Source organism: Pseudomonas sp. GW823-FHT02F05 (assembly GCF_058797315.1).
The window spans coordinates 195,898-220,360 of record NZ_JBXAJM010000003.1 but is presented as its reverse complement, the minus strand read 5'-3'; the positions used below and the strand labels follow the sequence as shown (position 1 = coordinate 220,360).

The 24,463-nt window shown below is 61.1% G+C and carries 25 protein-coding genes; 14 read left to right on the top strand and 11 right to left on the bottom strand.

Features of this window, described 5'->3' with window-relative positions:
* The first annotated feature begins 82 nt into the window (after positions 1-82).
* Positions 83-1,042: a LysR substrate-binding domain-containing protein gene (locus AC1RAC_RS06120; RefSeq protein ID WP_463388407.1), complete on the top strand. Its 960-nt coding sequence runs from the start codon at positions 83-85 to the stop codon at positions 1,040-1,042.
* A gap of 32 nt (positions 1,043-1,074) precedes the next feature.
* On the opposite strand, the gene AC1RAC_RS06115 is transcribed toward AC1RAC_RS06120, so the two are convergent.
* From AC1RAC_RS06115 to AC1RAC_RS06105, 3 genes are all read right to left on the bottom strand, one after another.
* Positions 1,075-2,010 (bottom strand): LysR family transcriptional regulator, encoded by a 936-nt coding sequence (locus tag AC1RAC_RS06115; protein ID WP_034126603.1) that lies wholly within the window; start codon positions 2,008-2,010, stop codon positions 1,075-1,077.
* A 137-nt stretch (positions 2,011-2,147) separates the two neighbouring features.
* A complete protein-coding gene (locus AC1RAC_RS06110) occupies positions 2,148-3,335 on the bottom strand; it encodes a cyanate transporter (protein WP_034126604.1) in 1,188 nt (395 codons plus the stop codon).
* 182 nt (positions 3,336-3,517) lie between these two features.
* Positions 3,518-5,140, bottom strand: a complete 1,623-nt coding sequence (locus AC1RAC_RS06105) for a 5-guanidino-2-oxopentanoate decarboxylase (protein WP_054920017.1) — start codon at positions 5,138-5,140, stop codon at positions 3,518-3,520.
* Positions 5,141-5,251: 111 nt separating this feature from the next.
* On the opposite strand from AC1RAC_RS06105, the gene AC1RAC_RS06100 reads away from it, so the two are divergent.
* Positions 5,252-6,121 (top strand): LysR substrate-binding domain-containing protein, encoded by an 870-nt coding sequence (locus tag AC1RAC_RS06100; protein WP_181124672.1) that lies wholly within the window; start codon positions 5,252-5,254, stop codon positions 6,119-6,121.
* A gap of 147 nt (positions 6,122-6,268) precedes the next feature.
* Here the strand turns inward: AC1RAC_RS06100 and AC1RAC_RS06095 are convergent, their stop codons facing one another.
* On the bottom strand, positions 6,269-6,883 hold the full coding sequence (locus AC1RAC_RS06095) for an NAD(P)-dependent oxidoreductase (protein ID WP_492616393.1): 615 nt from the start codon (positions 6,881-6,883) through the stop codon (positions 6,269-6,271).
* A 34-nt stretch (positions 6,884-6,917) separates the two neighbouring features.
* Positions 6,918-7,784, bottom strand: coding sequence for an MBL fold metallo-hydrolase (locus AC1RAC_RS06090; protein ID WP_492616392.1), 867 nt, complete (start codon positions 7,782-7,784; stop codon positions 6,918-6,920).
* A 105-nt stretch (positions 7,785-7,889) separates the two neighbouring features.
* On the opposite strand from AC1RAC_RS06090, the gene AC1RAC_RS06085 reads away from it, so the two are divergent.
* The gene (locus AC1RAC_RS06085; RefSeq protein ID WP_034126609.1) at positions 7,890-8,795 is read left to right on the top strand and encodes a LysR family transcriptional regulator; all 906 of its coding nucleotides are present in this window, start codon (positions 7,890-7,892) and stop codon (positions 8,793-8,795) included.
* 91 nt (positions 8,796-8,886) lie between these two features.
* A complete protein-coding gene (locus AC1RAC_RS06080; RefSeq protein ID WP_003189580.1) occupies positions 8,887-9,066 on the top strand; it encodes a hypothetical protein in 180 nt (59 codons plus the stop codon).
* On the opposite strand, the gene AC1RAC_RS06075 is transcribed toward AC1RAC_RS06080, so the two are convergent.
* Positions 9,059-9,934 carry a helix-turn-helix domain-containing protein gene (locus tag AC1RAC_RS06075; protein WP_014717471.1) on the bottom strand — a complete coding sequence of 292 codons (876 nt, stop codon included), beginning with the start codon at positions 9,932-9,934 and terminating at the stop codon, positions 9,059-9,061. The genes AC1RAC_RS06080 and AC1RAC_RS06075 overlap by 8 nt on opposite strands.
* 189 nt (positions 9,935-10,123) lie before the next feature.
* Here AC1RAC_RS06075 and pobA point away from each other — a divergent pair, with 189 nt between their 5' ends.
* The gene (gene pobA / locus AC1RAC_RS06070; RefSeq protein ID WP_492616451.1) at positions 10,124-11,308 is read left to right on the top strand and encodes a 4-hydroxybenzoate 3-monooxygenase; all 1,185 of its coding nucleotides are present in this window, start codon (positions 10,124-10,126) and stop codon (positions 11,306-11,308) included.
* A 66-nt stretch (positions 11,309-11,374) separates the two neighbouring features.
* Entirely contained in the window at positions 11,375-12,892 is a 1,518-nt protein-coding gene (locus AC1RAC_RS06065; protein ID WP_492616391.1) for an MDR family MFS transporter, read from the top strand.
* Between the two features lie 56 nt (positions 12,893-12,948).
* Here the strand turns inward: AC1RAC_RS06065 and AC1RAC_RS06060 are convergent, their stop codons facing one another.
* The 3 genes from AC1RAC_RS06060 to AC1RAC_RS06050 are packed head-to-tail and all read right to left on the bottom strand — an operon-like array spanning position 12,949 to position 14,984.
* Positions 12,949-13,788, bottom strand: a complete 840-nt coding sequence (locus tag AC1RAC_RS06060) for a cache domain-containing protein (protein ID WP_034126612.1) — start codon at positions 13,786-13,788, stop codon at positions 12,949-12,951.
* Positions 13,789-13,843: 55 nt separating this feature from the next.
* On the bottom strand, positions 13,844-14,314 hold the full coding sequence (cynS, locus tag AC1RAC_RS06055; RefSeq protein ID WP_014717475.1) for a cyanase: 471 nt from the start codon (positions 14,312-14,314) through the stop codon (positions 13,844-13,846).
* A 28-nt stretch (positions 14,315-14,342) separates the two neighbouring features.
* Positions 14,343-14,984, bottom strand: a complete 642-nt coding sequence (locus AC1RAC_RS06050) for a carbonic anhydrase (RefSeq protein WP_003189587.1) — start codon at positions 14,982-14,984, stop codon at positions 14,343-14,345.
* A 112-nt stretch (positions 14,985-15,096) separates the two neighbouring features.
* Here AC1RAC_RS06050 and cynR point away from each other — a divergent pair, with 112 nt between their 5' ends.
* Positions 15,097-15,948 carry a transcriptional regulator CynR gene (gene cynR / locus AC1RAC_RS06045; RefSeq protein WP_034126614.1) on the top strand — a complete coding sequence of 284 codons (852 nt, stop codon included), beginning with the start codon at positions 15,097-15,099 and terminating at the stop codon, positions 15,946-15,948.
* Between the two features lie 93 nt (positions 15,949-16,041).
* Here the strand turns inward: cynR and AC1RAC_RS06040 are convergent, their stop codons facing one another.
* Positions 16,042-16,815 (bottom strand): transporter substrate-binding domain-containing protein, encoded by a 774-nt coding sequence (locus tag AC1RAC_RS06040; protein WP_492616390.1) that lies wholly within the window; start codon positions 16,813-16,815, stop codon positions 16,042-16,044.
* A gap of 365 nt (positions 16,816-17,180) precedes the next feature.
* Between AC1RAC_RS06040 and AC1RAC_RS06035 the strand changes: the two genes are divergently transcribed.
* The 5 genes from AC1RAC_RS06035 (at position 17,181) to AC1RAC_RS06015 (ending at position 21,837) form a co-directional block, all read left to right on the top strand.
* Complete coding sequence (locus AC1RAC_RS06035; protein ID WP_072446800.1) at positions 17,181-18,551, top strand: glutamine synthetase family protein; 1,371 nt, start codon at positions 17,181-17,183, stop codon at positions 18,549-18,551.
* 100 nt (positions 18,552-18,651) lie between these two features.
* Positions 18,652-19,251, top strand: coding sequence for a class I SAM-dependent methyltransferase (locus AC1RAC_RS06030; RefSeq protein ID WP_034126617.1), 600 nt, complete (start codon positions 18,652-18,654; stop codon positions 19,249-19,251).
* 122 nt (positions 19,252-19,373) lie between these two features.
* Positions 19,374-20,507 carry a ribonuclease D gene (rnd, locus tag AC1RAC_RS06025; protein ID WP_034126618.1) on the top strand — a complete coding sequence of 378 codons (1,134 nt, stop codon included), beginning with the start codon at positions 19,374-19,376 and terminating at the stop codon, positions 20,505-20,507.
* On the top strand, positions 20,504-20,797 hold the full coding sequence (locus AC1RAC_RS06020) for a YcgL domain-containing protein (RefSeq protein WP_003189597.1): 294 nt from the start codon (positions 20,504-20,506) through the stop codon (positions 20,795-20,797). Before rnd ends, AC1RAC_RS06020 begins: the two co-directional genes overlap by 4 nt.
* A gap of 107 nt (positions 20,798-20,904) precedes the next feature.
* Positions 20,905-21,837, top strand: a complete 933-nt coding sequence (locus tag AC1RAC_RS06015) for a D-2-hydroxyacid dehydrogenase (RefSeq protein WP_197901379.1) — start codon at positions 20,905-20,907, stop codon at positions 21,835-21,837.
* A gap of 140 nt (positions 21,838-21,977) precedes the next feature.
* Here AC1RAC_RS06015 and AC1RAC_RS06010 read toward each other — a convergent pair whose 3' ends face one another.
* Entirely contained in the window at positions 21,978-22,571 is a 594-nt protein-coding gene (locus AC1RAC_RS06010) for a nitroreductase family protein (protein ID WP_034126620.1), read from the bottom strand.
* 153 nt (positions 22,572-22,724) lie between these two features.
* Between AC1RAC_RS06010 and AC1RAC_RS06005 the strand changes: the two genes are divergently transcribed.
* Together AC1RAC_RS06005 and AC1RAC_RS06000 are read left to right on the top strand one after the other, a co-directional pair.
* Entirely contained in the window at positions 22,725-23,174 is a 450-nt protein-coding gene (locus AC1RAC_RS06005) for a YcgN family cysteine cluster protein (protein ID WP_003172524.1), read from the top strand.
* 13 nt (positions 23,175-23,187) lie between these two features.
* Positions 23,188-24,408, top strand: a complete 1,221-nt coding sequence (locus AC1RAC_RS06000) for a hypothetical protein (protein WP_492616389.1) — start codon at positions 23,188-23,190, stop codon at positions 24,406-24,408.
* Positions 24,409-24,463: the final 55 nt, after the last annotated feature.

Genomic DNA, 24,463 nt, shown 5'->3' with positions numbered 1-24,463 from the left:
GAATTCACTTCTATGAAAGCGAAGGCAAATCAGATAAAGTAAGCCTGGCTTAGTTTTTTTACCATGGAAGGGGGATTGATTAATGTTCGCAAAATTGCCGTTGACAGCCATTCGTGCATTTGAATCTGCCGCAAGACTCGGTGGGTTTAAAGCAGCCTCCGCGGAGTTGTTTGTTACCCCAGCGGCAGTATCACAACAAATAAAAACACTAGAGAACTTACTGGGCAGTATGCTTTTTGTGCGCACTCCCCACGGTGTTCAACTCACAGCGAACGGTGAGAGGCTATATTCAAAGGTGCATCTTTCGTTTCTGGATATAAGCGGTAGTATGTCTTCGCTCAAGCCACCCGCCGACTCCAACACACTCCGAGTTTCTACCACGCCGGCATTTGCATCTTTATGGTTGATTCCCCGGCTGGCGAAATTTTATAGCGAACATCCAGACATTCATGTCAGTGTTGAAACCAGTAATGAAGTGGTGGATTTGTTTCGTGACTCATCTGTTGATTTAGCGATTCGTTGTGGGTTTCGCGATTTTCCAGACTTGTACAGCCACGCGCTTATGCGCGAACAGTTTGGTGTTTTCTCTCATGCCCACTGGAGGCAAGAGGAAGTTGAAGCTTCTTTGAAACTTATAAATATACGTTGGGCTACGTCATCGCCCGCTTCAATTAGTTGGGCGTCCTGGTGCGCGGCTGCGAATCATGAAAGTTGGCTATCAAACGCGGTCTATCGTGAATACAACGATGAGCATTTTGCGCTCCAGGCCGCTATTGCCGGGCATGGCTTGACGCTGGCGAGCACGGTCTTGGCGGCAGACTATGTTGCGAATGGATTGCTGATTCCTTACAGACCCGACATCAAGATTCCGGGCGCGCAGTTTTCAGCTGTATGCGTGCCGGGGCGTGAGCGTTCAGGTGCCGTAAAGCAGTTTCTGGCGTGGATGGTCAAAGTAATAGCAGACTGCCATATCGATTGCCCTGTCGCTCGGGATGTCGCGTCACAGGCTGTCACTAAGCGCCGAACGTCACTGGCTATCTGATTAGGGTGTGGAGAGCTTGATCAGGCGCGTTCCTATAACAAACCCTGATCCGCACACACCTTCACCACTTGTTCCCGAAACCAGGTATTGGCGCTGTCCTGCCCACTGGTTTCGTTCCACTGCATATCCAGGGTGAACCCCGGCAAACCGTTAGGTGCTTCGCAAACACCGAATGCCGGCGCCGGTGCCAGTAACTTTTGCACGCGGCGGGGCAAGGTGACGATGAAGTCGGTGCCGGCAATCATCTTCAATGCCGCGCTGTAGCTGTTGGCCCGTGCAATCACTTGACGCTTGCGGGCCTGGCGCGCAAGCCAGCCATCGATCATGTTGGTGTCGGAGGTCCACGGCGTAGGGAATACGTGGCGCCGCTCAACGAAGGATTGCAGGCTGAACGCCTGTTCCCTGGGCGCTGAGCGTTGGTCGCACACGCAGACCAAGTCGTCCTCCAACAGCATCTGGGTCTTGAAGTCTTTGTGAGCGCGGTGAAAGTGCGGGCCGAAGCAGATCACCAGGTCCAGGCGACCCTCACGCAGGTCGTCGGCGGGGATGTCGGTCTCCAGCTTCTGCACATTGACGATTACCGGCAGGTCGGCATGGTCGAAGCGCTTCAGCAGGCGCGGCAGGATCAACTGTTCGAAATATTCCGGCGCGCACACATTGAAGGTCACGGCCTGTTGGGTCGGATCAAAAGCCTGGCCACCGGCATGGCACAGGTTGATGCTTTCCAGAATCTTGTGCACGTGCTCGTACATGGTGGTGGCCTTGTACGTAGGACGCATGCCTGCGCGGGTGTTGATAAACAGCTCATCTTCAAAGCTGGTGCGCAGCTTCTTCAGGCTATAGCTCACGGTGGACTGGCTGACGAACAGCGTTTCAGACACCTCGGTAACGCTGCTCTGGTCGTAGACGGCGATGAACACCATCAAATCCTGCATATCGAGCTTTCTGAGCAAGTTACTGTTTAGCATCGGTTTCGTCCGTAAACCCTTTGTACCGAACTCAGTACAAGACTGAGCAAAATGTTAACGGAACGCTCGTACCAATAGAAAGCTCTGTAGGACCCTTCAATGTTTTGTGTGGGACAAAAAATGTTTGTAATACGACGTCAGCGGATATGGCGTGCGTAATGCGCCGGGTTGAAACGCATGACGATCAGCAGCATCAGCCCGCTCACTGCCATCAATGACCACCAGGCCCATTCGAAGCTGCCCAATTGATCGCGGATTATGCCGGCAATGAGCGGCGACAGGCCGGCGATCAGATAACCGATGCCCTGCACAAACGCGGTAAGGCCACCGGCGCGGCGCGGGTTGTCGAGGTGGTCCAGGGACAGGATCAGGCTCATCGGAAACAGGCCGCCAATCCCCAGGCCGAGCAGGCATGGCCACAACAGGCTCCAGTGTTGCGGGCTGAGAATGAGCCCGCAGAAACCCAGGATGATCAGCACCAGCAACACCGCCACCACGCCACGCTTATCCTGGCGGCGGTTGGCGATGGCCGGGGTGACCAGGCCGGAGATCACTTCCATGGCGGTCAAGAAGCCCAGCAGCAAGCCGGCATTCTGTTCACTCCAACCCTGCTCGACGTAGTAGGGCGCCAGCCACGCCAGCACACAGGTGTAGGACGCGGTGCCGAGGCCAAAAAAGATCGCCAGCAACCAGGCGCGGCGATTGCTGAAAAAAGCCTCCTGAGGGCCCGAGCCGGCTTGAGGCAACGGCGGCAGTGCCGCACGCTGGGCATACCAGAACACCAGGGCCAGCAACGCCAGCAGTGCCCAGATCGCCAGGCCGATACGCCAACTGCCGGTCCGGGCTTGCACCAACGGCGAGAACGAAGCAGCCAGGGCCGCGCCGCCCATGATCGCGGTGACATACAGGCCCATGAATAACGAGACATTGGCGCTGAACCGCGACTTGATCAGCGCCGGCATCAATGCCTGAATCAGCGCAATGCCGACTCCCGCCGCGATGGCACTCACGATGAGTTCCAGTGCCGAATCCAGGAACAACCGCGACAAGGTCGCCAGCCCAATCACCAGCAGCGACAGCACAATGCTGCGATGCTCGCCCACGCGCTTGGCCAGGCCCATGCCAAAGAACATCGCCAGGCCCATGGCCATGACCGGCAACATGGTCAGTAAGGCGGCGCTGCTGAAACTTAGCGGCACATCCGCACGAATCGACGCCAGCAAGGGCCCCACGGCCGCCATCGAGGGGCGCAAGTTGAGAGCGACGAGCACTACGCTGATCATCAGCCATAGTGCGGAGGTGGATTTTGCCTGAACGTTTTCCATGGGCCTGCCTTGAATGAACAAGGGCGAATCAGGCCATGGAGCGTGCAGCAGGGCAAATCAGAAAGTCGCAGGGGCTATTGAAAAAATGCGGATGCCGAGTGGTGAGGTAAGCGCGCATAGGGCGTTGGCTGGCAGGGCGTCACGGGAGCAAGCTCCCCCGCCACAGGTCCAGCGTTGCGGGATTACAGATTCGTCAACTCCCACCGCCCTTGGTCGATTTCAAGCAGCGTCGGCCCCTGGCGATCAGCAGCAGCATGCAATGCGGTGCGAAGATGTTCGATGCCGCGGATGCTTTCTGCCGCGCAACCCAAGGCCGTGGCCACGCCGATAAAGTCCGGCGTGTAGATGTCCACACCCACCGGCTCGATGTCACGGTTGACCATGTATTTCTTGATCTCTTCATAACCCTGGTTATTCCACAGCAGCACGATCACCGGTGTACGCGCTTCCACCGCGCTGGCCAGCTCCGGCAGGGTAAATTGCAGGCCGCCGTCGCCGATCAGGCACACCACCGGTTGGCCATCGCCGCGCCCGAGCCAGGCACCCATGGCGGCGGGCAGGGCATAACCCAGGGTGCCGTAACCGGTGGAGGAATTGAACCACCGGCGTGGGTGGTCGAGGTTAAGGGTCAGATTGCCGCTGTACACCGGTTGAGTGGAGTCGCCCACGAACACCACGCCGGGCAATTCCTCCAGAACGGCGTTGAGAAACCGGGTTTGCGCACGCGTCGAAGCGTCCCAGGCAGGTTCCAGCTCGGCCCACAAACGGGCGACGCGTGCTGCACCCCAGTCGGCAGTGCGCGGCGCCAGCGGCTGGCGGTTGATTTCGGTAAGCAGGGCTTGGGCGGCAATGCGCGCATCGGCCACCAGTGCCACTTGGGGCGGGTAGTTGCGTACGGTCTGGTCCGGGTCGATATCGATGCGCAGCAGCGTTCCGGGAATGTTGAAACCGCCGGCGAAGGTGACGTCGTAGTCGGTCTCCGCCAACTCGGTGCCGATCGCCAATACCACGTCAGCTTCAGCCACCAAGGCACGGTTGGCGGGCAGTGTTTGCGTGGAGCCGATCAGCAGCGGGTGCGCGGCGGGCAACATACCCTTGGCGTTAATGGTCAAGGCCACGGGCGCGCCGAGGGTTTCTGCGAGGTGGGTCAGTTCGGTGGCGGCGTCAATGGCGCCGCCACCGGCCAGGATCAGCGGGCGCTTGGCCGCAGCCAGCCACTGGCGCATCTGCTCAATGGCAGCCGGGGCTGCGCCGGCACGGGTGACGCTGACAGGCGTGCTGTCCAGCAACGCGTCGGCATTTTCCACCAACACATCCAGGGGGATCTCGATATGCACCGGGCGCGGCCGACCAGCCTGGAACAACGCAAACGTCCGCGCCAGCACGGCGGGCAGTTCGGCCGCTGACATCAAGGTATGGGAGAACGCTGCCACTCCGGCCACCAGTGCGCTCTGGTTCGGCAGTTCATGTAACTTGCCGCGCCCGCCGCCCAACTGGCTGCGTGCCTGCACGCTGGAAATCACCAGCATCGGGATCGAGTCGGCATAGGCCTGGCCCATGGCGGTGGTGATATTGGTCATGCCGGGGCCGGTGATGATAAAGCACACGCCGGGCTTGCCAGAGGTGCGCGCATAACCGTCGGCCATGAAGCCGGCGCCCTGTTCGTGGCGCGGGGTGACATGCCGAATACTGGAGCGCGCCAGGCCCCGGTACAGCTCCACGGTGTGTACGCCGGGAATGCCGAACACGTGGTCCACGCCGTAGCGTTCCAGGAGGTGCACCAATACTTCGCCGCAGGTCGCCATACAGGTCGCTCTTGTGATGGATTCGAAGCGCTATTGGAGCGGTTGGCCGGTGGCGGCAACAATCGATAAAAAGTCATACTCGCCATGTCCTCCCGTCATGGCTGCGCCCCGATGAAACGCCTCCCTCCGTTACCTGCGTTGCACACCTTCTGGGTCACGGCCCAGTGCTGCAACTTCACCCGTGCCGCCGAACACCTGCACATCACCCAGGGCGCGGTGAGCCGGCAGGTGGCCGGGTTGGAAAGCCAGTTGGGCTATGCCTTGTTCCGGCGCCAGGCGCGGGGCTTGAGCCTGACGGAGGAGGGGCGCGAATGGCTGGCGTGCGCGCAACAGGTGTTTGGCTTGCTCGCTGACGCGGTGGAGCACATCGGTGACCGGCGCCGCACCTTGCAGCTCAAAGCGTCCACCTGCGTGATGCGCTGGTTGTTGCCGCGCTTGCTGCAATGGCAAAAAGAACGCCCGGATGTGCCGGTGGAGCTCACCACGACGGTGGCCTATAACGTCGACTTTCGTCGTGAGACGTTTGACGCGGCGGTGATCTACGGGCCCATCGCCGAGCAGTCCGCCGAGGCGCGGCATCTGTTCGACGAGCGTCTCACGCCGGTCTGCGTGCCTGGGTTGCTGGGCAGTTTGCGTACGCCGCAGGATTTGCAGCATCAGGTACTGTTGCACCCCACCCGAGACGAGCGCGATTGGACGTTGTGGCTCAAGGCTGCCAATGCCTGCTTGAGCGATCCCATCCAACGGCACCACTTCGAAACCTTGGACTTGGCAATGACTGTAGCGTCCCAGGGCACCGGGGTGGCGATGGGCGACAGTGCGCTGATTGGCGAGGATCTGAAGGCGGGACGGTTGGCGATGCCGTTTGAACTGCGGGTGTCGACGGGGATGGGGTATTTCCTGGTGTATCCGCCGGGGACGGAACCGTCGGTTGGGTTGGTCGCGCTGATGGATTGGTTGGTGAGTGAGGCCAGTGCGTGAGCTGGCTTGCCCGTACATCGCCCTATGTAGGAGCGAGCTTGCTCGCGAAAAGCGTCAACGATAACGCCTACATCCTGAATGAACGCGGCGCCTGTGAGTTTTTCGCGAGCAAGCTCGCTCCTACAAAAAAGGCAAGCCAGCGTTGGGTCAGTAACCGACGGTAAAGCGCTGGCGCGAGTGCTTCGGTGTCTCCACTTCATCCAGCATGGCGATGGCGAAGTCGGCAAAACTGATCGAACTGTTGCCGTCACTGTTCACCAGCAGCTCATCCGTGCCCAGGCGGAATTTGCCCGTGCGCTCGGTGCCGTCGAACAGGGCCGATGGCGACAGGAAGGTCCAATCCAGCTCCTTTTCCTGACGCAACGTTTCCAGGAAGTCAGCCCCGGCACTGGCTTCAGCTTTATATTCAGCCGGGAACCCTTCGCTGTCGATCACGCGTCCGCCACCGGGCAACAGCAGCGAACCTGCGCCGCCGACCACCAACAAACGTTTCACCCCGGCCTTTTTCACCGGGCCGATCACGGCGCTGGCGGGAAGGGTGGCGAAGTGCGCCGCGCTGACCACCACGTCGCTACCGCTGATGGCGTGTTGCAAGGCCTCGGCATCTAGGGCATCAACCTGTTTGACCGTAACGCCTGGGCGCACAGCCAGCTTGTCGGTATTGCGGGCGATGGCGGTGACGGTATGCCCGCGACGCAGCGCTTCTTCCAGCAGTTGGCTACCGGCGCGGCCGGTGGCACCAATGATTGCAATCTTGCTCATGATGTTCTCCAACAGGGTTAAGGTTTAAAGCCAGTTACCACTTCATTTCGCCCTTGGCGACTTTGGCGCTCAGTTCCAGCGAGCTTTCGTCGGCGAGGGTGGGGTAGCGTTTTTTCATGGCCGCAATCAGGGCGGCGGAGTCCTTGGCCTTGGCGGTTTCGAGGTCGAAGGCCTTGATGTAATCGGCGGTGAAGTTGACCGAGGCCAGCGATGGCGTGCCCAGGTAATGGCCTGGCACCACGGTGTTCGGTTTCAGGTCTTCAATGCGCTTGAGGGTGGCCAACCAGTCTTTATGGGATTGCGCGCTCTGGGTATCAGCCATCCAGACGTGGATGTTTTCAGCGATAACCACACCACCAACCACGGCCTTGATCGACGGGATCCACACAAAGCTGCGACCTGGCTGCGGGCCGTCGAGGCCCACCACTTCAAGCTGCTGTCCTTCCAGGGTCAGGCTGTGGCCTTTAAGTACCTGCGGTACAAGGGTCTTGGCCGGTTTGTCTGCGCCCATTTTCGGGCCCCAGAAGGCCAGCTTGTCGGCGACAGTGGCGTTGATATGGTCGACCACCGGCTGCGGCGCCAGCACCTTGGCGTCGGGGAAGGCGGCGGTGAGGGTGTCCAGGCCGAAGTAGTAGTCCGGGTCGCCATGGCTGATGTAGATGGTGGTCAGGCGTTTGCCGCTGGCGCGGATCTTCTGCACCAGTTGCTCGGCTTGGCCTTTGCCGAATTGCGCATCCACCAGGATCGCGTCTTTCTCGCCGCTCACCAGCACCGAGCTGACCGGGAAGATCGCGGCTTCGCCTGGGTTGTACACGTCCAGTTTCAGCTCTGCCGCCGCTGCGTGGGCAGCGAATGCCAGGGCGGCAGTAGCCAGGGTCAAGCGTTTGAAGGTCGAGAACATCGGGCAGCTCCTGCCATAGATAAGGGATGCACAGAGCTTAGTTGCATAAAACGCGACAAAAAATGCGATGCTGGGACATAGTTTGTTTCTAAAAGCGGGCAAATCATGGATCGTCTTCAAGCAATGCGCGTGTTTGTCACCGTGGTGGACCTGGGCAGCCAATCCGCCGCCGCCGACCACCTTGACCTGTCGCGCCCGGTGGTCTCGCGTTACCTGGCGGAGCTGGAAGACTGGGTGGGTGCACGCCTGCTGCACCGCACCACGCGCAAGCTCAGCCTCACTGCCGCCGGGGGGGAAACACTACCGCGTTGCCGGCAATTGTTGGACTTGTGTGGGGATATGCAGGCCGCCGTCAGCGAACCCGATGATGCACCCCGAGGTCTGTTGCGCCTGAGCGTCAGCACCTCGTTCGGCCAAGCGCAGCTGGGCGCGGCGATTGCCGAATACGTCAAGCTTTACCCCCTGGTGACGGTGGATTTGCAGATGCTTGATCGCACGGTGAACCTGGTGGACGAGCGCATCGACCTGGCGATCCGCACCAGCAATGATCTGGACCCTAACCTGATCGCCCGGCGCCTGACCGTATGTCGCTCGGTGGTGTGCGCCACACCGGCTTATCTGCGCGAGCATCCGGCGCCGCAGAAAGTCGAAGACCTGGCCCGGCACAATTGCCTGACCCACTCTTACTTCGGCAAGAGCCTGTGGCATTTCGAAGAAAACGGAGAGCACGTGTCGGTGCCGGTCCACGGCAATATCACGGCCAATGAGGCCAGCACGTTGATGCGCGTGACGCTGGCCGGGGCAGGGGTGGCGATGCTGCCCAGTTATCAGGCCGGCGAGCTGATTCGCAGTGGGGAGTTGGTGCGCTTGCTGCCGCACGCCGAGCCACGACAAATGAACATCTATGCGGTGTACGCCTCACGCAAACACATGCCTTCGGCGTTGCGTAGCCTCCTGGATTTCCTGGTGCTGCGCTTTCCTGAAGAGCCGGGTTGGGATGTCGGGCTTTGAGCTGAAATAAGCGCGCTGAATGGCATCGCATCAGGGCAAGTTGACCTATGCTTTAAACAGCACCCTGTAGATCCGTTCAGAGGTCTGTGCCATGAGCATCAAAACCAGAAAGTACCTGACAATTTTCACCCTCTGCGCATTGGCAACAGCGCTGTATGGGACTGCCGCCTACCGCGTCGAGCAAACGCGCATGCAGCCAGCGGCGTTCGCTATCAGCTGCCATCAGGACCAATGCGTTCCCCGCACCGGCAGTTTCAGTGCGCTCAGGTAGGCTGCTCTGCCTTCAATTGTTCACGAAACGCCTTGGGTGAAAACCCGACCCTGCGGCGAAACAGCCGTGAGAAGTTGGTCGGGTCGGAAAAACCCAGCACTTCGGACATCTCGTTTATGGTCATGCTGGTGTAGGTCAGCAGGCGCTTGGCTTCCAGCAATTGGCGGTCATGCATGATCTGCAACGCCGGTTGCCCACCCAACTCCCGACACGTCCCGTTCAAATGTGAGACCGAGATGCCCAGCTTGTGGGCCAGGTCTTCAATCTTCGGGTGTTCGCGGTAATGCTGTTCGACCAGTTGCGTAAACCGCCGAAAGTACTCACGACCCCGCGGCGCGCGTGGATGGCGGCGCTGGATCGCCTGGCGGCTGACCCATACCAACAACACGCTGACCAGGGCGTGCAGCATCATGTCCCGTGCCGGTTGGTCATCGGCGTATTCGTCCTGCAAGCGTACGAACAGGCTGTTCAAGTAATCGCTGTCCTTGCCCGCCGGGTAGCTGCCGAGTGTGTGCAGGCCATCGACGGTAGAGCCCAGTTGCGCCTGCAAGTGGCTGACCAGCGGCGCCGAAAGCGTTACCACAAACCCTTCCACATCCTCGGAAAAACGAAAGCCATGCACGCACAGCGGTGGCAGCACTTGCAGGCTCGACTCGTTAAGCGTGGTGCGCTGGCCCTCGATTTCCAGTTGTGCCTGGCCTTTGTGCACATACAGCAACTGGCACAGGTCCGCGTGCCGGTGGGGCTGGATTTCCCACTGGTATTCCCGACTGCGCCGGGAAATGGTTTCGCAGTGCAACAAATCGGGAGTCGGCCACTGCTGGCTTTCCCCGTAAAGCTTGAAGACCGGAATCGCGGTTTTGGTCATGGTTTCAATCCGATACTCAGGATAATGGTTCGGTAATCGCCCCGATTGGCGAAAAGCACAGGTTTTGACGCAGTTTTCACCTTCTTATGAGCCTCACTCAAGTGAAAAATGTCAGCCACAAGAGCAATGACAACTCTTTCACTCCATACGTTCGCGTGAAGCTTGAAGGTCATAAAAATAATGAAAACCCTGAAAACCCAAGTCGCCATTATTGGTGCCGGTCCTTCCGGATTGCTGCTCGGCCAACTGCTGCACAACGCTGGCATCCAGACCCTCGTTCTAGAGCGTCAGAGCGCCGATTACGTACAAGGCCGTATCCGCGCCGGTGTGTTGGAACAGGGCATGGTCGACCTGCTGCGCGAAGCCGGCGTCAGCCAACGCATGGACGCCGAGGGTCTGGTGCACGACGGGTTTGATATTGCCCTCAATGGCCAACTCACCTCCATCGACCTCAAGGCCTTGACCGGCGGCCAGTCGGTGATGATCTACGGCCAGACCGAGGTCACCCGCGACCTGATGGCCGCCCGCGCAGCCGCCGGTGCCACCACTCTGTACGAAGCCTCCAATGTTCAACCCCATGACCTGAAAAGTGAACAGCCGTGGCTGACCTTCGAGCACGAAGGCCAAGCCTGTCGCCTGGAGTGCGACTACATTGCCGGCTGCGACGGTTTCCATGGCGTGGCCCGCCAGTCGATACCGGCGCAAGCGCTGAAGGTGTTCGAACGGGTCTATCCCTTCGGCTGGCTGGGCGTGCTGGCCGACACGCCGCCGGTACATGCCGAACTGGTGTACGCCAAACATGCGCGGGGTTTTGCGCTGTGCAGCATGCGGTCGCCGACCCGCAGCCGTTACTACCTGCAAGTGCCGGTCGAAGAGAAGCTGGAAGACTGGGCGGATGAACGTTTCTGGGATGAACTCAAAAGCCGCCTGCCCGGCTCATTGGCCGAACAATTGGTGACCGGCCCGTCAATCGAGAAAAGCATCGCGCCGCTGCGCAGCTTTGTGGTGGAACCCATGCAGTACGGGCGCCTGTTCCTGCTCGGCGATGCCGCGCACATTGTGCCGCCCACTGGTGCCAAGGGCTTGAACCTGGCAGCCAGTGATGTGAGCACCTTGTTCCGCATCTTGCTCAAGGTGTACCGCGAAGGGCGCCTGGACTTGCTGGAAAAATACTCGGCAATCTGCCTGCGCCGAGTGTGGAAAGCCGAGCGGTTTTCCTGGTGGATGACCTCGATGCTGCATCAGTCTCCCCAGGCGGATGACTTCAGCCAGCGTATTGCCGAAAGCGAACTGGACTATTTCATTCGCTCTGAGGCTGGGCGTAAAACCATCGCAGAAAATTACGTCGGCCTTCCTTACGAGCCTATCGAATAGCCTGCTATCGTATCGAGCATTCCCACCGGTGACCGTTGCCTGTGGGCCCTGCTCGAAGGTTCTGCCGTGACACACCTCAATCAGCCCGCTCCAACCGTTCCCGCCGTGCGCAGTATCCTGGTCGCGCTGATGATGGCGATCTTCCTGGGTGCCCTGGACCAGACCATTGTCGCCGTGTCCATGCCGGCCATTTCCGCACAGTTCCATGAGGTCAACCTGCTCGCCTGGGTGATCTCCGGCTACATGGTAGCGATGACCGTGGCGGTGCCGATCTACGGCAAGCTCGGTGACCTGTATGGGCGCCGCCCCATGATGCTCATCGGCATGGGCGTGTTCACCCTCGCGTCGCTGTTCTGCGGCCTTGCGCAAAGCATGGAGCAACTGGTGCTGGCGCGGGTTCTGCAGGGTATCGGCGCTGGCGGGATGGTCTCGGTGAGCCAGGCGATCATTGGCGACATTATTCCTCCCCGCGAACGGGGACGTTATCAGGGGTATTTCAGCAGCATGTACGCGGTGGCCAGCGTGGCCGGGCCGGTACTGGGCGGTTATATGACCGAGTACCTGTCGTGGCGATGGGTGTTTTTGATCAACCTGCCACTGGGCGTCGGTGCCTGGTACGTGGCCCATCGCACTCTGGTGGGGCTGCCGGTGCCGCAGCGCAAGCCGATCATCGATTACCTCGGCACGGTGCTGATGATCGTCGGCCTCACCGCCTTGTTGCTGGGCATCACTGAAATCGGCCAGGGCCATTCGTGGCGTGACGATCAAGTGCTGGGGTTGCTGGCCTGTGCCCTGTTGGCCTTGAGCGTGTTTGTATGGCACGAACGCCGCGCACGGGAACCGCTGTTGCCGATGCACTTGTTTGCCAACCGCAGTGCGGTGTTGTGCTGGTGCACGATTTTCGTCACCAGCTTCCAGGCGATTTCCCTGACGGTGCTGATGCCCCTGCGCTACCAGACCGTGACCGGCGCTGGTGCCGACAGCGCAGCCCTGCACTTGCTGCCGTTGGCGATGGGCTTGCCGATGGGCGCGTATTTCGCCGGGCGCATGACCTCGGTGACCGGCCGCTATAAACCGATGATCCTCAGCGGCGCGGTGTTGAGCCCGCTGGCGATTCTCGGCATGGCCTACAGCGCCCCCCAGGCGGTGGCGCTTACCAGCGTCTTCATGTTGTTGTGCGGTATCGCCGCCGGCATGCAGTTCCCGACCTCGTTGGTGGGTACGCAGAACTCGGTAGAGCAACGGGATATCGGTGTGGCCACCAGCACCACCAACCTCTTTCGCTCCCTGGGCGGGGCAGTGGGGGTGGCTTGCATGTCGGCGTTGCTGCTGGCGCTGTTGCACGATTCCAGTTTCGCCCATTTGACGAGCGGCGCACTGGTGGCCGAAGGCAGTTCCGGCAACGTACTGCTCGACGGCCTCAACGCCGCACCCGGCCCGGCGCAGGATGCGTTGCGCGGCGAGCTGGCGGTGACGTTCCGGCATTTGCTGATGGTGAGTGCGGCGGTGTCGCTGCTGGGGTTGGCCGCTGCGATAGCGATGCCGAATCGGGTACTGCGCGGCCGTGAAGACAAAGTTAGATAAGCGGACGCGGAGCGTCCCAGGCGGCGTTCCCACGCAGAGCGTGGGAACGATCAGGATCAGGGGCTGTAATACCCCACCGCAACCATGAAATGCCCGCTCTTGCGCACATAGGCATGCTTGTTTTCGACCTTGCCGGTCACCGGGTTTTTCCAGCGGTATTTGTATTCGCCCTGGTCCTGTTCGGCCATCATCTGGAGGATCGGCACACCCACTGGTTTGCCATCCGGGTCCTTGATCTTGGCAAAATCGGTGTTGATCAGGCGCAGGTTGGTGCCATGGGCGACGTAGCGCCGCGTGTTCAGGTCCACCACGAATACGTAGAGATCATCTTGCAGGAAGCCGCCTTGCAAGGAGTTGATCGCCTTGAGCGTGCCGGTTTCATCCTTGACCAACGCCTCCACCGCCTTGTTGCGCAGCGCCCGTGCCTGTTCCGGCGTGGCGCGCGGCAAGTAATAACCGACCGCCAGGATGCGTTCGCCCACCCGCTGATAAAACACATGCTTGTGTTCGACCTTGCCGTCATTCCAGTTCTGCCAGCGGTAGTCAGCCTGCTGGATACCCTGGCCTTCGGGCACGCTAAGGGCTTGTTTGAACGAGGCTTGCAGGTCGGGCCCGAGTACCTCGGACACGTCGCGACCGATCAGCGCGGAGGAGGGCCCGCCACTGGCCAGGAGCACGCCTTTTGTATCGACCACAAACACATAGCGGTCCTGGTCGATGAACTCGCCCTGACGGCTGAAGGCGGCGAACGCCTTGTCACCTTGCTTGTGGTAGTACGCCAAGGCTTTTTCCAGCAGGGCCTTGGCGGCTTGGGCATCCGCTTCCTGTGCCGTGGCGGCATGCACCTGGCTGCAACACAACAGCAGCAGCCAGGTGAATCGGAGCAGTCTCTTCATTTACCCGTCCCTCGTTCTTGTTGGTGTGCCAAGAGCGTAGACGGTTGGCGGCAAATCAGAAGGGTTTGGTCGGCAGGTATTTACCGTCCAGGGTGATGACCGCACGGGAGCCGCCGTCCGGGTCTTCGACTTTCTTGATGTCCAGCTTGAAGTTGATGGCGCTGATGATGCCGTCGCCGAATTGCTCATGCACCAGGGCCTTCAAGGTAGAGCCGTAGACCTGCAGCATTTCGTAGAAACGGTACATGGTTGGGTCGGTCGGCACACCGCTCGGGAAGCTGCCGCGCAGTGGGACGCTTTGCAGCAGTCGGCTGGCGTCCTCGTCAAGGCCGAGTTTGCCGCACACGATGTCGGCCGCCTCCTTGGGCAGCGGGTGCTGGCCGAGCAGGGCTGCGGTGACGAATGCCAGGCTCAGCCCGGTGCCGTCGGTGAGGTCCTGCCACGACAGGTTTTTGCGTGCCTTGAGGTCGATAACGGTGTCGGCCAGGGCCAGGCGTGGGGTTTGGGCGAATTGGGATTGCAACATGGTGACGTCCTCTTGGGTTGAATAAGGTTCAGGCGGCGTGGGCGCGGGTGCTGGGGTGGTCGAGCAGGGAGACGAAGCGCCCGGTGTGCCCGTCCAAAGCGTCGATGCCGCCGGTTTCGATGTCGTACACCCAGCCATGCAGGTTCATCCGGCCTTGTTCCAGCGCCAGGGCGACCGAAGGGTGGGTCTTGAGATTAGCCAGTTGGGCGACCACGTTTTCGCGCACCAAGGCATCCAGGCGGGCAGCGTCCGAGGCATGCGTACGGGCTGCATTGATCACCTTGGCCGACTCGGCATGGCGCAACCAGTTGGCCACGGCGGGCAGGTGGTCCAGGCATTTGCAGGTAGAAATTGCAGTCATTGCACCGCAGTCCGAGTGCCCGCAAATCACAATGTCGCTGACGCCCAGCACCGCTACGGCATATTCGACTGTGGCCGACACGCCTCCCGGTTCCGGGCCGTAGGACGGCACTATGTTGCCGGCGTTACGGATGACGAACAGGTCACCGGGTTCCTGCTGGGTCAACAGCTCGGGGACTACGCGGCTGTCAGAGCAGGACACGAACAAGGTGCCGGGGTTTTGCGTGGTCGCCAGGTGTTTGAACAAGTCACTGCGCGGGGTAAAGGCTTCACGTTGGAATTTGCGAAAGCCGTCGATGAGGTGCTGCATGGTGGTTCTCCTTGCGTCGCTGATGGGGCAAGGATGGAAGTTTTCGGCTATAGCGTCCAAGACCGGTTTATTATGCTTTCTATAAGTCATGCCTATAGTTGGAGCACTGCCCATGCTGTTGCGTCATATTCGTTACTTGCTGGCCGTTGCCGAGCATCGCAATTTCACGCGTGCCGCCGAGGCGCTGCACGTGTCGCAGCCGACCTTGTCGCAACAGATCAAGCAACTGGAAGAAAGCCTGGGCGCGCCACTGCTGGACCGTTCCGGGCGCAGTGTCAGCCTGACCGACGCGGGGCAGGCCTATGTGCGTTATGCGCGGCTGGCCTTGCAGGATCTACAGGCCGGCACCCGCGCCATACATGACGTGCAGGACCTGCGCCGGGGGCATTTGCGCCTGGCCATGACGCCGACCTTCACCGCCTACCTGATCGGCCCGCTGCTGGCACGCTTCAATGCGTCGTATCCCGGCATCACCTTGAGCATTGAGGAACTGACCCAAGACCGCATCGAAGCCGCCCTGGGCGAGGACCTGCTGGATATCGGCATCGGCTTTACCGGCGAGCATGGGCTGGAGATCGACTGTGAGGCGCTGTTTGTCGAAGAGCTGAGCCTGGTCGTCAGTGCCAGCCATCCAGAACGCACACAACCAGCCTGGCTCGAACAGCCCCTGGTGCTACTGAACACAGGCTTCGCCACCCGCCGCTATATCGACGACTACTGCCACCAGCAAGGGGTTAAACCGCAGATTGCCATGGAGGCCAACTCCATCAGCGCGATCATCGAAATCGTGCGCAGCACGCCCCTGGCAACCATCCTGCCCCGCGCACTGGCCGAGGCCCAGGCGGGCCTGCATGCCGTGGTGATCAATCCACCGTTGCCGCAGCGCACCGCGGCACTGCTGAGTCGCAAGGGCGCGTATCGCAGCGCTGCGTGTGCGGCGTTTGTAGCGTTGATCAAGGCGTAGGACCGGGCTGACGCCCCAGGATCCCAATGTGGGAGCTGGCTTGCCTGCGATGACGGACGGACAATCAACACCGATCTACCTGACACCCCGCATTCAAGGCGCAGCCAACCACTGCCCCACAATCCCTGCATACGCCCCCGTCGCCACACTCAAATGCAACCACTGATCCACGTAACTCTTCCAGGCCACATCATCTCGCGGCAACAAAAACGCTTTTTCACTGTACTGCATCGGTTGCTCCGGGTTGACCGCGCACAACCCAGGCTTGAGCTTCTGCTGATAACGCGCCTCGCTGGCGTCGGTAATCATCACATCGGCTTTGCCCGCCAGCAGTTCATCAAAAATCGTCACGTTGTCATGCAGGCGAATCTGCGTCTGGCCCAGGTGCGCACGGGCAAACACTTCATTGGTGCCACCGGCGGGCTCGATCACTCGCACCTGGGGCTGGTTGATCTGTTCCACCGTCTGGTAGCGCTGCACATCGGCGCAGCGCACCAGTGGGATCTTGCCATCGACCCCGAGCGACTGGCTGAAGAAGGCTTTTTTCTGACGTTCCAACGACACGGAAATACCGCCCACCGCGATGTCGCAGCGTTGGGCCAGAAAGTCCGGCATCAGGGTTTTCCAGGTGGTGGGCACCCAGTTGATTTTGGCGTTGAGGCTCTTGGCCAGGGACTCGGCCATGGCAATGTCGATACCTTCATAGCCGCCGTCGCTGCGCAGCGAGGTGTAAGGCTTGTAGTCGCCGGTGGTACACACGGTGAGGGTGCCGCGCGCAATCACGTCGTCAAGGCGAGATGCAGCGGTGTTGGCCTGGGCGACATTGGCCAGGCTTGCCAGTACACAGAGGGCCAGAGGCGCTTTCATGGAGTCGAATCCTTGGGGCACGGTCGGGGGCTCATTATTTCCAGCACAGGGCAGGGTGGCAAGGCGCGGTGAATGTTTAGCCAAACTGCAACCAAACTCCATCAAGCCTGAATTTACTCGCGTATCCTCGCGTGTGACGCTCAAGTCTTTCTATCACTGTGGACCGCGCATGCACGCTTGCCCCGACACTCACACCGCGACATTGCCGTCTGCGCTTGCGTTCTGGGCCTTGTTCCATTGCCGACACGCGCGCCCGCCAGATACCTCTCTCCTACGTTGATCTACCCCCAAGGATGACGCGCACCTGTGCGCATCTGCCCGGCGGCGCCTGCGCGCTTGCCTGACGCAAACGTATGAGAATTCCCATGAGTGTTTTTGCCAGCCTGCATGAAGCCCAGACCTTCCTTGAACAGAACCCCGACATTGAGATGTTCGAGCTGTTTATCCTCGATAACAACGGCGTACCGCGCGGCAAGCTGCTGCACCGCGACGAACTGCTGGCGGTGTACGAAAGTGGCCGGCCTCTGCCCAGTACCATCCTCGGCCTGACCATCAATGGCGATGACGTAGAAAACTCCGGGCTGGTCTGGGAGGTGGGGGATATTGACTGCCGCGCCTACCCGATCAGCGGCAGCTTGCAGCGCATGCCATGGCGCTTGATCCCCACCGCAGCGGTGCAAGTCAGCATGCACCCCACCGAAGGTCTGCCCGCCACCGTGGCCGACCCCAGGCACCTGCTGGCCAATGTTATCGAGGCGCTCAAGGCCGACGGTTATTACCCGGTGATGGCGGCGGAGCTGGAGTTCTACCTGCTCGACCAAAAGCCTGACAGCAACGGCCGCCCGCAACCGGCGCGGGATGTGGATGGCAATCGCCCGCGTTCGACGCAAGTCTACGGCCTGCGCGAACTGGAGCAGATCGAGCCGTTTCTTGCCGACCTCTACAGCGCCTGCAAACTGCAAGGGATTCCGGCGCGCACAGCTATCTCCGAGTACGCGCCGGGCCAAGTGGAAATCACCCTCGAACACCGCACCGACGCGCTGCAGGCGATGGACGAAGCCGTGCGCTACAAACGCCTGGTCAAGGGCGTGGCGCACAAACATGGAATGACCGCCTGTTTCATGGCCAAGCCGTTCGACGACCTGGCCGGCACCGGCATGCACATGCACGTCAGCCTGGCCGATGCCCAGGGCAATAACCTGTTTGCCAGTGAAGCGACCGACGGCACGCCACTGCTGCGCCAAGCCGTGGGCGGCATGCTCAGTACCTTGCTCGATTCACTGTTGATGTTCTGCCCCAACGCCAACTCTTATCGACGCTTCCAAACCAACAGCTATGCGCCGCTCGCTGCCACCTGGGGCGTGGACAACCGCACCGTCAGCCTGCGCGTGCCCGGTGGCCCGGCTCAATCGCGGCATATCGAACACCGCATCTGCGGTGCCGACGCCAACCCCTACCTGGCGGCTGCTGCGATCCTGGCCGGGATTCATCGAGGCATCCGCGAACAGCTCGACCCTGGCGCCCCGGTGCAAGGCAACGGCTACGCCCAGGCCAAGGAACTGCTGCCCACCGACTGGCTGACCACCTTGCGCGCGCTGGAAACCTCCCGCTGGGCACCGGATGCGTTCGGGCGCGAATTCCTAAGCGTTTACCTGGCGGTCAAACGTGCCGAATACCGCCAGTTCATGGGCGAGGTGGGGGAGCAGGATTGGCGGTGGTACATGCATCAAGCGTGACCGGTTTTAGCGGGGTGGGCTTTCGACCTTTTTTTCACGTTGCGAAGGTTAAGCTGCGGATCAAGGTCGTTCACTACCGTTTCATTCACATGAGCCCGCGATGTCGCCACAACCTCCATCCTCCATCGAGACCGAATTCACCGAGCGCTATGACCGTGAGCATGCCAGGGGCTGTGGCGACCCGCGTCCGCCCAGGCTGTTGCAGCGCCTGTCGGCGTGGCGCGATGCGCGGTTGGTACGCCAGGCCCTGAAAGTGGCGGGCGAGCCAGGGCTTATCCTCGACCTGGCGTGTGGTTCCGGGCGCTTCTGGCCGGTGCTGGCCGAACACGTCAACCGTGTGATCCTGGCCTCGGACAACTCCCAGGCGATGCTCGATCACGCGCGCACCCATCACCCGGGCGCGTTGCTCAAGCGTGTCAAAACATTCCAGGGCTCGGCGTTTTCCATTGGCCTTTCGGCGAATGCGGTGGACTGCATTTTCTGTCTGGATTTGTTTCGCCATGTGCCCGGTAGCGATGCACGACTCATGTTGTTGCACGAGTTTCACCGCGTCAGTCGCGACACGGTGATTGTTGCCGTGAACGTGGGTACGCCGGTAGAGAGCGAGTTTCGCCAAGCCGGCTTCAAAATCCTCAATTACCAAGAGTTCCTGCCGGGCTCGCGGCGATGGTGCGTCTACGTTTTGCGTAAGAGAGGATAACGCCCGTTTGTCGGACTATTCTTCATCTCCTGTCGGAGTTTTCATGATGGCGTGTGCACTGCGGATGCTCGCAAGCCCCTTTCGCGATATATACTGCGCGCCATTCTTCAAGGGAGAGCCGTGTGGCCATCGATATTCACTGGATCTGCGACAACGATAGCCTCGGCCAGCATTGCGCCGAATGGCAGCAGTTGCCATTCGTCGCCCTCGACACCGAATTCATGCGGGTCGACACCTTTTACCCTATTGCCGGGCTGATCCAGATCGGTGATGGCGTGCGCGCTTACCTGATCGACCCCCTGACTATCGACAATTGGCAACCCTTGGCCGCCTTGCTGGAGAACCCGGCGGTGATCAAGGTGGTGCACGCCTGCAGCGAAGACCTGGAAGTGCTGTTGCGCCTGACTGGCAGCTTGCCAGTGCCGTTGTTCGACACCCAATTGGCGGCGGCGTACCTCAACCTCGGTTTCTCCATGGGCTACTCGCGCCTGGTGCAGGCGGTGTTGGATATCGAGCTGCCCAAGGGCGAAACCCGCTCCGACTGGCTGCAGCGGCCATTGTCAGAGACGCAGGTCAGCTACGCCGCCGAAGACGCCGTGCACTTGGCCGAGGTTTACACCCGCCTGCGCCCGCAACTGTCGGACGACAAATACGCGTGGGTATTGGAAGACGGCGCCGAACTGGTGGCCAACCTGCGCCGTGAGATCGACCCCTACGAGCTGTACCGCGACGCCAAGCTGGCGTGGAAATTGTCCCGTGCCCAACTCGCAGTGCTGCGTGAGCTCTGCGCCTGGCGCGAGCAGCAGGCCCGTGCCCGCGACTTGCCGCGCAACCGCATCGTTCGCGAGCACTCGTTATGGCCCCTGGCCAAATCCCAGCCGGATAACCTCGCCGCCCTGGGCAAGATCGAAGACATGCACCCGCGTACGGTGCGCCAGGACGGCCAGTTCCTGCTGGACCTGATCAAACGCACTGCCAGCCTGCCCATGGACCAATGGCCGCCTGCCGTGGCAGAGCCGTTACCGGTGGACGCTGCAGCGTTGATCAAGCAACTGCGTGCCCTGGGCCAAACCTTCGCCGAGCGCCTGGACATGGCGCCGGAACTGATGCTGCGCAAGAAAACCCTCGAAGCCTTGGTTAAAAGTGGCTACCCCGATGGGCCTTACCAATTGCCAGACTCGCTGCGTGGCTGGCGCCGCGAGTTGATGGGCCAGGCGTTGCTCGACAGCCTGGCCAATGCCGGAGAACAGCCTTGAAACGTATTTGCTCCATCTACCGCAGCAAGAAAAAAGACGGCATGTACCTCTATGTGCTCAAAAGCGATGCCCTGGAGCGCGTGCCCGAGCCGTTGATGGAAGCCTTTGGCAAGGCGCATCACGCCTTTGACATGGTGCTGACGCCGGAGCGCAAGCTGTCGCGCGAAGACATCGCCGTGGTGCTGGAAAACCTCGACAAGCAGGGCTACCACCTGCAAATGCCGCCGGCCGAGGACGAGTACATCGAGCACTTGCCCGAAGAGCTGCTGCGCCGCAACGACCCGATGTGATCGACCAGTGCCCGCTTCAGGGCACAGCTTCAATGGAATCGTATTAGAGGACGGTGGCCGTAAGGATGCGGGCGGCCGTCTGCACTGTTTTTTCAAAGGTTTGAACCATGCGTGTTCTGATTGCTGAACAGGATCATCCGCTCTACGCCCAATTGCTCAGGGACGCCGCCCCAGACCTCGAAGTGCTGACCAGCGGCGACTCGGCCGAACTCTCGCGCCTGGCCGCCGACTGTCCGGTGTGGCTGGGCCAGCCCGATCTGTTGGCTACCCTGCTGCGCCAGGGCCATCATCCGCAATGGCTGCAATCGACCTGGGCGGGCATCACGCCCCTGCTGGCCGATGGCTTGCCACGCGACTACCGGCTGACCCGCGCGGTAGGCATTTTTGGCCAGGTCATGGCCGAGTTTGTCCTCACCTACATGCTGGGCCACGAGCGTGAAGTGCTGGCGCGGTTGGTCAGCCAGGTGGAGCGCAAATGGGATAACCGCATGGGCCAGAGCCTGGCGGGGCGTAAGGCGCTGATCGTCGGCACCGGTGACATCGGCCAGCGCGTGGCCGAGTTTCTGCTGCCGTTCGGCGTGCAGTTGTATGGCATCGCCAGCCAGGCCCGCGAGCAGGCACCGTTTATCGAAGTGGCGGGGCTCGACCAGTTGGGCCGGCTGGTGGGGGAGGTAGATTACGTGATCAACCTGTTGCCCAACACGCCTGATACCCATGACCTGTACGACGCGGCGCTGTTCAAGCAATTCCAGCCCACCGGGTTGTTTATCAACGTCGGACGCGGCGTGGCGGTGGTGGACGCCGATCTGGTCGAGGCGCTCAAAGAAGGGCACCTGGCCGGCGCGGTGATCGACGTGTGCCGCCAGGAGCCCTTGCCGCAACGCCACCCGTTCTGGACGGCGTGGGGTTTGCTGTTGACCGGGCACAGCTCGGCCCCGACCTCGCCGCCAATGATGGTGGAGTTGTTTGTGCAGAACCTGCGGACGTATCAGGCCAAGCAAGCGCTACGCGGGGAAGTGGATTTCGAGCGCGGGTACTGAAGAGCTTGCCCGATGGCCTCATGTAGGAGCGAGCTTGCTCGCGAAAAACTCACAGGCGCCGCGCTTATTCAGAAAGTGCGCGTCATCGTTGACGTTCTTCGCGAGCAAGCTCGCTCCTACAGAGGATGAGAGGGCGATGCTTAGAGACTGAAGTTCCCCTCGGACACCAGCTCGCTCAACGGCTTGCGCGGGCTCGGCATTTCGCGCCCTTGCAGGTACTCCGGCAAACTCGACTTGTCACCCAGCTTGCCCACCGCCACGGCCGCATGCAGCGCATAACCCTGGGGAATCTTCAGCTCCTTGCGGGTCAGTTCCTGGTCGAAACCGGCCATGCCGTGGGTGTGCCAGCCACTGAGGCTGGCTTGCAGCGCCAGGTGGCCCCAGGCCGAGCCGGTGTCGAAGGTGTGCCACAGCGCCGGGGTTTCTTCGGTAGCACCCGGGGCGATGAAGTCGGTTTTCGACGCGATGATGATCAGGGCCGACGCATGCTGCGCCCAATTGCGGTTGAATTCATTCAGCAGGCCCAGGAAGCGCTCCCAGTCCGGCGTGTCACGGCGCGCATACAGAAACCGCCACGGCTGCGAGTTGTAGGCCGAAGGCGCCCAGCGTGCCGCTTCGAAGAAACTCAGCAGCGTCTCCTGCGGGATGCTCTCGCCGGTAAAGGCGCGGGGCGACCAGCGCTCGGTGAATTGGGTGTGGATCGGATAATCGGCAACACGGGGGTTATTGCTCATGGACAGACCCTGATGAAAAAAACGGGATTCAAAACTACTGCGCCCACCCAGGCCTGACAAGTCTTGCAACACCGTCAGTCGTAAGCGCTTGGCCCCAACGGGCTTGGGCACTAGACTGGCGGCCTTTTCACCTTCCGATACTGATGCAGAGCCATGGCCGCCAAAGTCGAACCTTTCTGGATACGCAAAACCCTTGAGCACCTCGACCAAGAGGAGTGGGAGTCATTGTGCGACGGCTGTGGCCTGTGCTGCCTGCAAAAGCTTGAGGATGAGGACGACAACAGCGTCTATTACACGCGTATCGCCTGCAAACTGCTCGACCTGAAAACCTGCCAGTGCACTGATTACCCCAACCGCCGCGCCTCGGTGCCTGATTGCATTCAGCTCACACCGGGCCAGGCCGATCAGTTCAAATGGTTGCCGCCGACCTGCGGTTACCGCCTGGTCAGCGAGCGCAAGGACTTGCCGCTGTGGCATCACCTGGTCTGCGGCGACCGTGACGCGGTGCACCACGAACGCATTTCCCAGTCCGGGCGCATGCTCAGCGAAGGCAGCGTGCCCGAGGACGACTGGGAGGATTACCTGATTTTCCGCGCAGGCTGAATGAGGAGTGTGTATGAAGGTGGCCGCCAAGTGGGCAGCGGGCCTGGTCGTGCTGGCGCTGAGCGGGCCGGGCTGGTGCGCGAAGAAAGTCGACCTGGATTACCACATCAAGCTGTTGCCCCAAAGCCAGCAGGCGGAGGTGCGCGTCAGCCTGTCCCAGGGCGCGGCGGTGCGCAGCCTGAACTTCGACCTGGGCCGCGACGCTGACTACAGCGACTTCAAGGCCGATGGCCAGTGGCAAGTCACGGGCAACCGTGGCCTGTGGCAACCCAGCCCTGACAAGGCCAGCCTGACCTACCGGGTGCGCCTGGCCCATGCGCGCAAGCCCGGCGTGTATGACACACGCATCACGCCCGGCTGGGCGTTGCTGCGCGGCGAAGACTTGGTGCCGGCCGCACGTCTCGACCAGCAAGACGGCGTCGAGCTGGTCTCACGCCTGATGTTCGAACTGCCGACGGGTTGGAAGAGCGTCGAAACGGCCTGGCCGCGCATCGGCCAGAACAAATTCCGCATCGACAACGTGTCCCGCCTGTTCGACCGTCCCACCGGCTGGATGCTGGCGGGCAACCTCGGCAGCCGCCGCCTGCGCCTGGGTGAAACCGACGTCACCGTGGCCTCGCCCAAGGGCCAGGGCATGCGCCGCATGGACGTGCTGACGTTGCTGACGTTTGTCTGGCCCCAGGTGGAAGCCGCGTTCCCGCGCCATCCCAGCAAACTGTTGATTGTCGGTGCCAGTGACCCGATGCGGCGGGGCGCTTATTCGTTACGCGATTCGATCTACCTCAACAGCCGCACGCCGCTGGTGGGCGAAAATGGCAGCAGCCCGTTGCTGCGCGAAGTGGTGCAGGCCATCGGACGCTTCAATGACCACGACAGCAGCGACTGGATCAGCGAGGGCTTGGGCGAGTACTACGCGATTGAGCTGATGCGACGTGCCGGTGGCATCACCGATGAACGCTATGCGGCGATCCAGGCGCGGCTGACCAAAGAAGGCAAAGACGTCACCACTCTCAAAGGCGAGCACGTCAACGGCGCGACGCTGGCGCGTTCGGTGGTGGTATTGCAGGAGCTGGACCGTGAGATCCGCGTGAAGACCCACAACAAACGCTCCCTGGACGATCTGGCGCAGGCGTTGATGCGGGTGAACAGCGTCAACACCAAAGAATTCGTGCAGTTGGCCGAGAGTGTGATCGGTGAGTCGTCGGTGGTACTGGACAGCAAACTGCTGCGCTGATCCAAACCCCTGTGCAATTCAAAATGTGGGAGGGGGCAAGCCCCCTCCCACATTT